Here is an 8,234-nt window from a genome sequence, read left to right as displayed (position 1 = left end):
CGCTGCCTCTCTTCCAGAAGGCGTCGCATGCGCCGGGAAAACCCTGGAGTCCGCCTGGCAGTGCACCCGCAGAAACAGCAGACCAGCGTGAGCGTTGTTGCCCGTCGGTCCGTGCTTCTACACACCAATTAGGAAAAACCCCGATCATGAACGACTTTAGCCTCCGGGCTGCCCGTATTCAGCTAGGCGCATTGCTTGCGGCACTCGCCCTCGCGATCGTTATTGCGCTCGGCATCACTACCGGCGCTTTCGTGCTTTCCTTTGCTGTGCAACGAGACCTCGCCAGGCAAGCACTGATCCCGGAGAATCTGACCTGGATTTTCCCTGCGATCGTCGACAGCGCGATCCTGGGCTCAACGATCGCGATTGTCATCATCAGCAAGCTCAAGATGAACCGCCGCGACCGTGGCTTCTACATCGCCCTTGCAGTCAGCGTTGTGGTGATCAGCATCCTGGGCAACGCCTTCCACGCTTACAACGCAGCAGTGGATGCCCGCCAGTTCATCGACGGTGGGGGAGACCTCGGATTCATCCCTCTCGCGCCGGCCATTGCAGCTGCTCTCGCAATCATCCCGCCCGCACTGGTCCTTGCGTTCACCCACGGCATCACGGTTCTGGTGAAGGCTGTCGGTATCGCTTACGCCGCTTACCGGGAACTCGTAGATTCTCATACTGTGGGGACCTGGCCCGCAGCTCCCTCCGAGGACAGCGCACCCCCAGCTCCTGTTGCAGGAAAGCCCGTGGATGTTGATGCAAAGACACAGTTCAAGCGCCGCAACTCGCTGTCTGGCCTTGCATCTCGAGCAAGTCGAAACGCGATCGCGGGCGTAGGCGCACTCTCAACCCTCGCGCTTCTGACGTTCCAAGGACCTATACAGGCCGCCTGTGCAGCCGCAGCCGGACTCACGGCATGGTTGCTCCTGCGACGTATTGCACGATCGAAAACGGCTGTTGCGCCGCTTGCTGTGACGTCCGTGACCGCCGCAAACCCCTCCGACGACTTTGCATCCGCATCTGACACGGTCAGTCTCGAACCCGACCCGCTGCCCGACCTGACCACCACGCAGGCGGCGGAAAACCTCGCCGACCTCAAGCAGTTCATCGAAAACTCGACGCTCCCGGAAACCGTGAAAGAGACCGCGCTCCGCAAGCTCTCGAACCCGAACCTCACCTGGGAAGCGATCGCTGAACAATCGGAACCGCCTGTCGTCACCTCGACTGCATGGCGGCGCTATCACCAGTTCGATAAGGAGGCCCGAGCCGCCGGATTCGACAGCCCGCCACTGCCCGACCTCCGGGCCGCTGAGAACGCCGTCGAATACAACTCTGACCGCGCACTCGCAGCAGCACACTGACATTGGAGAGGTCTCGCGCCTCAGCAGTTCAACCCCGTAAACGACAGAGGTCCTGGCAGTGCTCACTACACCACCAGGACCGAGCCACAGAAAGCCCTGTGACCATGAGCAATACTAATCGTCCCCACATCGGCCGACCCACCGGTAGTACGGCACGAACCACGCAGGCCCGAGCAGTGCGAACAAGAGAATCGATTGTCTCCGTCGCCGCACACCATTTCGATGCTGACGGCTACGGAGCAACCAGCATCAACGCCATCCTCGCGTCCGGGAAATTCACTAAAGGCGCTATCTATCACCACTTCCTGACCAAAGAGGCCATCGCCCACCAACTCATCGCTGACTGGAATCGTGCTGTCAACGAATTCATCAGCGAGGCAATCGGCACAGGAAGGCCGGCAGTCGACCAATTGACGGCGATCTTTACCTCCCTTGCTGACCGGATCGCCGCGGATACCAACCTGCGCGCCGGAATGAAACTCACCCTCGAACCCACCATCGACAACGGGGCAGCATTCGCACACTGGGTCGACGCCATCAGCGACATCATCGACACCGCCATCACCGATGGCGAACTCACCGACACCCCCGCTGCACACCGACTTGCATGGAACTTGTGCGCCGGCACTGTCGGAGCCGCGCACGCATCAGTGATTCTCCGGGAAGACGTTGGTCTCGATGATCGAGTCCACGATGTGGTCAGCGCTCACCTGGCCGCATTCTCTGAGGGGAGACCTAGCGAACCTCACTTGTCGAGCTGAAGCTAGCAACTGAAGTTCGGAAACAAGCCAGACCTGGCTTCGCTGTCGCATATCTACTCGGATGTGATTTGGATACAGTGGATGCACATATGTTCCGGTCAGGAGTGAAGTTCGCTCCTGACCGGAACTGGAAAGGGAGCATCCATGGACAGGTCCACGACAGACCGAGGCGACGAATCCCTCGCCGCCGAAGCGGGGAAGGGGGCGAACTGGAAACGGAAGAGGGAGAGTTTCAGCTGCACCAAAGAAATCTGGGACCACGCCAAGACAGCATGGAGCGTGGTGCGCAGCGACTATCCGGCATGGACGGAATGGTTGGAAGCAGCATTGAGGGAAAAAGCAGCTTCAGTGCAAACCCAGCTGACTCCGGGTGACGATTCTCCGCTACCGCGGGCACCATCACGACTGCCAACCGGGCGACGTGAGCCCGCTCTCGAACCCGTCGATCGCGAGCGCAGGTCCTTCACCTGTGCGCCGGCTGTCTGGTCCGATGCCCGCGCTGCCTGGTGGGCTCAGAGTCCGGACTATCCGTCGTGGTCGGACTGGGTCGAAGAAGCAATCGTCGAAAAGACCAAGAAATCCGATAAGAGCACCACTACCACCACACACTGATCGAGAACAGGATCCCTGTCATGGCGAAACAACCACTACCCCCTCCCGTAGTGCCTCCGTGGATGCAGCAACCCACACCGGCCGCTGAGACTCCCACAGACACGTCAGGTCCTCAGTACCAAGACCTCGATGCGTTCATCAGCGAGGTGACCTCGCCGATCGACTTCGTCGAGGAAGTGAGCCAGCCGTCCGACGCTACAGACGAGCAGCCGCTTGTCTCAGACGACGCGTCGAAGGCACCTACACCCGCCTCGCCACCATCCGGTAAGAGCGCACTCATGATGCCGACAGGAGTTTCACCGTCAGCGGTCTGGGCGACCTCCAACGCGGCAGACGTCTTCTCCTCTCACAGCTCAGGCGAAGCGAAATACCGCGCAGCGAGTAGTAGTAACGAGACGAACTGGCGAGTCGACAGAACACAGGCGATAGCCGAATCCGGTTGGCGGCGCTGGTTGTTCTTCGCATCAGCGAAGACCGTGAACCTGGGGGAGAACCCCGCAGACATCGCGCACCGTGAACTCACCCGCCGATTGCAGCGACCGATCGATGCCGATTTCAAACTCGGTATCGTCCAACTCAAGGGAGGTGCAGCGAAAACGACGACCGCCATCGGCGTCGGAAATGCCTTCGCTGAGGTACGCACCGATGCAGTACTTGCCGTCGACGTCAATCCCGATCGTGGAAACCTTGCACGCCGCACCACATCCCGCACCGACGGAAGCGTATTCACCCTTCTCGATGCGCCCCGCCCACAACGCGTGCACGAAATCCGCACACACACCAACCAGACGCCGGCGGGACTGGAAATCCTTGCCTCCGCGCAAGACCCAGCGACTGCACAGTCCTTCTCCGCCGCCGACTACGACCAGATCCTCGATGTCGTCAAAGACTTCTATTCTCTGATCATCGCGGACTGCGGAACGAACATCACCCATCCTGCGACACAGGCCGTGCTCGCTCATTCCGATGCACTGATCATTCCGCTCGACGCCAAACAGGATTCTGCGGATGAAGCAGTCGCCGCGATCGACTACCTGCACAGTGCCTACGCCAAAGATCCCGACACCAACCTCCCCGTCACGGATGAGAACGGTCATCGTCGTTGGCTCTACCGGCATCTCCTCGCACGCACCATTGTGGTTGTCTCGCATCAACGCCCTGGCAAACGTCCGTTCGACGTCGACAAGTCCCTTGCTTGGTTCCAGGAACGGGTACACGAGGTCCATGTCATTCCCTACGATCCGCATCTTGAGGAAAGCGCCGAAATCTTTCCTGATCGTCTAAGCCCCGCCACCACCTCGGCATATCGAGGTTTGGCGGCGAAGGTCGCCGATCTCTTTCCTGTCCACTCGCGGGCGTTGACTCGTGTCGGCTGACCTCGGTGACGGTGCGTCTCCGGTCATCGAAGAGGTTGTCGACGACAGCGGGCTGCGATGGATGGGGCGACTGTCGTTCGGTGAGGACAGTGGTTTTACAAACTGCTCACCGCACCCAGTCCGACCACGTAGAACACCGCGATTGTCAGCGGCTGTGTGTCGGTGGACCGCGGTAGAAATTCACAGTGCGGAGTATCAAGTTCGACTCGCAGAGTGCTCGCTGATCCGGTGAACGCCTGCGCCACAGTCACGTAGGAGCGTCATGGAAATCTTGCTGGTCTATCCGATCGTGGCTGTCGGCGTTGCTGTGCTGGTCCTGGTCGTCAAGCGCCGAGAGCGTGCCATCCGGCGCGCCACGCCGCCGTGGGTGTACTGGCAACGAGGCCAGTACGTCACCGACCTCAACGCCCGCCGCACCAGACGAAACCGCACAGCTGTCGGCGCAGTGCTCGGTGTCGCCATCGTGGCACCGCTAATGGCGCTCGCGGGCTTCGCCGGCACCGCACAACGAACCCGCCGACACTGACCATTCGCTTGTAACCCAGGGGGGACTAGATGAATCACGGCATCGCAACTTTGGAGCACGAGGATTACGTGCACCGTGTAGAGGAGCTTTCGCGCGCAGCCGGCCGAAGCGCTCCACCTAACGTCGAATTCGGTGCGATCAAGAAAGGGCAACCGGTATGGGCGCTGCGCCGGAGCCAGAGCATCAAGATCGACCCTGCGCGGATAACAAGCGCCGACAAATACGGAAACGAACACTCCCAAGTGATGCTCGCCCGAGCCTTGTTGTCGTTGACCCACCGTAGCTGGCCATTTCTCGTTGGCCTTGTCCCCGCAGTCGTGTGTGCTGCGGCAGCGATCGCGCTCCTGCTGTCATATCGGCCCACAGAGTCAGTAACGTCGAGCTCAGAGCTTCTTTCGATTCATCCACTCGTCATTCCACTGATATGCGCTGCTGTGTTTTTCTATGTTCTCGCGGCCTGGGTCGATGACCGCATCAGAGACCGCAACGTCGCGAGCCTTGTCGGTAAAGATGCTGTGGTGCAATGGATTCGTTCATCCGCACCCATGTGGGAGCGCCGGTCGCGAATCATAGCTGTCGGCGGAACGCCGACCATTCGACGTGCTACACACCCGGTTCCGAGACCCCGCACAGAATTGAGCTGGCGGGCGACGATCGCAGTCCTCGCAGTGATCTGGACGGTGCTGTACGCGAATGCGACAGTGGGTGCGATCGGTCAACTCATCGAATCAAGGGTCGGCCCGGACGACACCTCCACGACCTGGGCCGCAGTGCTGTCTGTTACGCGCCTGATCGTCAGTGCGGTTCTGGTCGTGGCAATCCTGGTTGTCATCAAGAACTGGCGCAACCTCACGTGGACACAACTCGGAATTCCTTATCAGCGGTGGTTGCACGGCAGGTGGGAGCGCACAGAACTGGTCAAAATCCGTAGGAGGACAACGAAATCCGCGTTCATTGGATTCTTCGTTGCAGTCGGAGCGGCCGCGTCGATCAGTTTGATTGTCGGAGGTATGGACGCCGATCAAAACATCGGTTCTGGGAATCTTCTCGTCGCTGTCATCCAGTGCATCCGCGCCGGGATCTTCGAAGAAATTGGCATGATCGCGATTCCGGCTGCGCTCGTTCTCTACCGAACACAGATTGACCGGCCAACCGGAAACAGGTGGCCAGTCGTAGCGCTTGTCATCGGGTCAGGAATTGCCCGCGCCGTGCCCCACATCTACTACGGCCCAGGCGCATTGGTTTGGGCATTCACCTGGGGCGCGATCGTGATGATCGTCTTTCTGCGCACCCGGCGCATCCTGCCGATCATTGCCGCACACATCACGTGGGACCTCTGCGTTACCGCGATACTTCAGTTGTAGTCGGAAGGCACGAAGGGTGAGCGGACAGCGTCAGGATCGACTACGCGAACTGTCCGCAGGATCGGCCACGATCGCTGAACGCTGGAGCGCGTATCAAAGTGGTGAGGCGAAAAATATTGATTCTCACTACCATTGGGGACGTCGCAGTGACACAACTCAACGAACGAGACAGACAAGGATGACGACGATGACCCCTATGCCCAGCATCCAACCCGTAGAACACTGGTACGCAAAGCTGAGAGAAACCAAGAACGCACGCAACACCTGGATCGAAATCATCGGCTGGGAAAGAAATTACGACCAGGACAACAAGCCTGTCGTCTATGCGTGGCTCAATGCCAACCCGCCCGTTCGGAGCGACAAGTTAAGCAATGTCTTGAGCACCCATACGATCGAGGAGTATGAGCGGTTGACTCCGGACAAGCTCTCCAAAACAACAGGATTCAACAAATTCGTCTGGGGTCGAACTTCACAGCTCATGGTGAAGCTGACTCCGCTTCCTCAGAGCACTGAGTAAAGCGTCCGTGGTCGCACCCGAACAGCATGTGCCGCATACAAGAGCGTGGAGGAACCGTGAACTCTGAGAATATTGATTCACGCATACTCGTCACCACAATGCGCGATGCCGTCACTGAAGCTCGCGCGAAGACCGAGCAGGCTGTCGCGGTCGAACGCGCCATCAGGGAAATGGCTGTGGCGACCTTGGTCAGTCACGGCGAAACCCTCACATCAGCACGCCAAAAAGCCGGTGTGACATGGAGTGAGTCACTTCAGGAATCGTTGCAGCGCAACAGAGTGCAACTGGTCGCGCGAATCAAGAGGCGACTTACGCGTCAAAAGTTCGAGCCGTGGACCGTTGATCGCAACGATCCCGCGGAAAAGCGTAAGCTGGAGCGGCTCAGGGAAATAACCGAAGCGATCCACCTCATCTGGACGCCGGCTACGGTCTACACCTCGGAGTGGTCAGAAGATTACGAAGTGGCCGGGAGCGCGCATATCGTTCGCTTGCATCAGATACCCCACCCCTTCACCGCGCACCTCAACGCAAGCGGTGCACAATTCGTGAATCATCGCACCGGTGAGCAGATCATCGTCTATTCCCTGGATTCGATCAAAGGTGCCAGGCTCAACGATCGGGGCGACCGTCCTCAGGACTGGGATCATCGCGGCGCCTTTCGAGTCGACCGGATCTCCGTGGACGGAACACGATCACCTATGACCATGCAGGAGATCGGGTTGCCGGAGGGAGTCGAGCAGTTCGGTTACGGCTGGGAACCCCCGCGTCACCCAGAGTACGAGTCGTTCGCCCGCCTCCACGCGGCAATTCACACCACTTACGGCATCATCGCGCCAAGCAACCTGACCTCGGCAAGTCTCATATGGGCGCTCCACCGCAGGTCTACTTTCGGTAAACCGGAGAAGCCCGTGGACCTGAGACCCCCTCGTTTTTGGCGCGCGTAGTCCCGGAGTCTTTGCTCCGCCGGCGCTGCTCAGCTGACGGGTAACATTCCCGCATCCCGTTCCGTGCGGGCCAATTCGATATTGGAGTACAGTGCTGATCGCTTCAAACCCGTGTTCCTGCACAATGTTTCGATCTTGAACTGCCCGGTCTCGTACGTCTGCAATAGGTATGCGCGCTCCTCCGGGGTGAGCTTGTGCTGACGGCCTTTCATCTTGCCGGCCGCAGCTGCCGCCGCTACGGCGTCCCTGGTCCTGCTCCGGATGAGGTCTGATTCGAATTCGGCCATCAGGCCGAGGACGCCGATGAACATTTTTCCCATCGGATCGGTCGGGTCGTAGATCTTCCCGTCGATCGACAAGGCCACACCCTTGTCCGCCAACCTCCCTACCGTTTCGTGGAGATCGCCCGCGGACCGAGAGAGTCGGTCGAGTTTGGTGACGCAGAAGATGTCGCCTTCGCGGGCGGCGTTGATTGCATTGTCGAGTCCGGGCCGCCGGGTCTGCCGGCCGCTGATTCCGTGATCGACGTAGACACGGTTACGGGCGATGCCTTCCTTCACGAGAAGGTCGACCTGAATCGACGAATCCTGAGCTGCCGTACTCACACGTGCGTAGCCGATCTTCATTCCGCTCCCGATTTTCGCCGTTCAGCCGTCCAGCAGACAAACTGTCCGCTAGGAACTATGCCATACCGGACAAATTCAACGGACATCTAAATCGGACGAAATCGCGAGAATTTCGCCACGTCAACTCCACGCAGAAGCCCGTTTGCGATCGTC

General features: G+C 59.4%; 9 protein-coding genes. 8 read left to right on the top strand and 1 reads right to left on the bottom strand.

All coding sequences use genetic code 11. The annotated features are described in order from the left end of the window. Nucleotides 1-146: 146 nt before the first annotated feature. The 8 genes from QRN54_RS30170 to QRN54_RS30135 all read left to right on the top strand — a co-directional run bounded on the left by QRN54_RS30170 (nt 147) and on the right by QRN54_RS30135 (nt 7,455). The gene (locus QRN54_RS30170; protein WP_285183838.1) at nt 147-1,355 is read left to right on the top strand and encodes a DUF2637 domain-containing protein; all 1,209 of its coding nucleotides are present in this window, start codon (nt 147-149) and stop codon (nt 1,353-1,355) included. Nucleotides 1,356-1,459: 104 nt separating this feature from the next. After that, nucleotides 1,460-2,116, top strand: a complete 657-nt coding sequence (locus QRN54_RS30165; RefSeq protein ID WP_285183837.1) for a TetR family transcriptional regulator — start codon at nt 1,460-1,462, stop codon at nt 2,114-2,116. 144 nt (nt 2,117-2,260) lie between these two features. After that, the gene (locus QRN54_RS30160) at nt 2,261-2,728 is read left to right on the top strand and encodes a hypothetical protein (protein ID WP_042925544.1); all 468 of its coding nucleotides are present in this window, start codon (nt 2,261-2,263) and stop codon (nt 2,726-2,728) included. A 20-nt stretch (nt 2,729-2,748) separates the two neighbouring features. Continuing rightward, entirely contained in the window at nt 2,749-4,104 is a 1,356-nt protein-coding gene (locus QRN54_RS30155; protein ID WP_285183836.1) for a MinD/ParA family ATP-binding protein, read from the top strand. A 262-nt stretch (nt 4,105-4,366) separates the two neighbouring features. After that, complete coding sequence (locus tag QRN54_RS30150; RefSeq protein WP_285183835.1) at nt 4,367-4,630, top strand: hypothetical protein; 264 nt, start codon at nt 4,367-4,369, stop codon at nt 4,628-4,630. 635 nt (nt 4,631-5,265) lie between these two features. Further along, nucleotides 5,266-5,994, top strand: coding sequence for a CPBP family intramembrane glutamic endopeptidase (locus QRN54_RS30145; RefSeq protein ID WP_285183834.1), 729 nt, complete (start codon nt 5,266-5,268; stop codon nt 5,992-5,994). A gap of 16 nt (nt 5,995-6,010) precedes the next feature. Further along, on the top strand, nt 6,011-6,511 hold the full coding sequence (locus QRN54_RS30140) for a hypothetical protein (protein ID WP_285183833.1): 501 nt from the start codon (nt 6,011-6,013) through the stop codon (nt 6,509-6,511). Nucleotides 6,512-6,567: 56 nt separating this feature from the next. After that, nucleotides 6,568-7,455 (top strand): hypothetical protein, encoded by an 888-nt coding sequence (locus tag QRN54_RS30135; protein ID WP_285183832.1) that lies wholly within the window; start codon nt 6,568-6,570, stop codon nt 7,453-7,455. A 29-nt stretch (nt 7,456-7,484) separates the two neighbouring features. On the opposite strand, the gene QRN54_RS30130 is transcribed toward QRN54_RS30135, so the two are convergent. Beyond that, on the bottom strand, nt 7,485-8,081 hold the full coding sequence (locus QRN54_RS30130) for a recombinase family protein (RefSeq protein ID WP_214925410.1): 597 nt from the start codon (nt 8,079-8,081) through the stop codon (nt 7,485-7,487). Nucleotides 8,082-8,234: the final 153 nt, after the last annotated feature.

Origin of the sequence: Rhodococcus sp. MEB032, assembly GCF_030208925.1 — a bacterium.
GTDB lineage: Bacteria > Actinomycetota > Actinomycetes > Mycobacteriales > Mycobacteriaceae > Rhodococcus_F > Rhodococcus_F qingshengii.
Note: the sequence above shows the minus strand (reverse complement) of the source record. Positions and strands in the feature narration are given on the sequence as shown.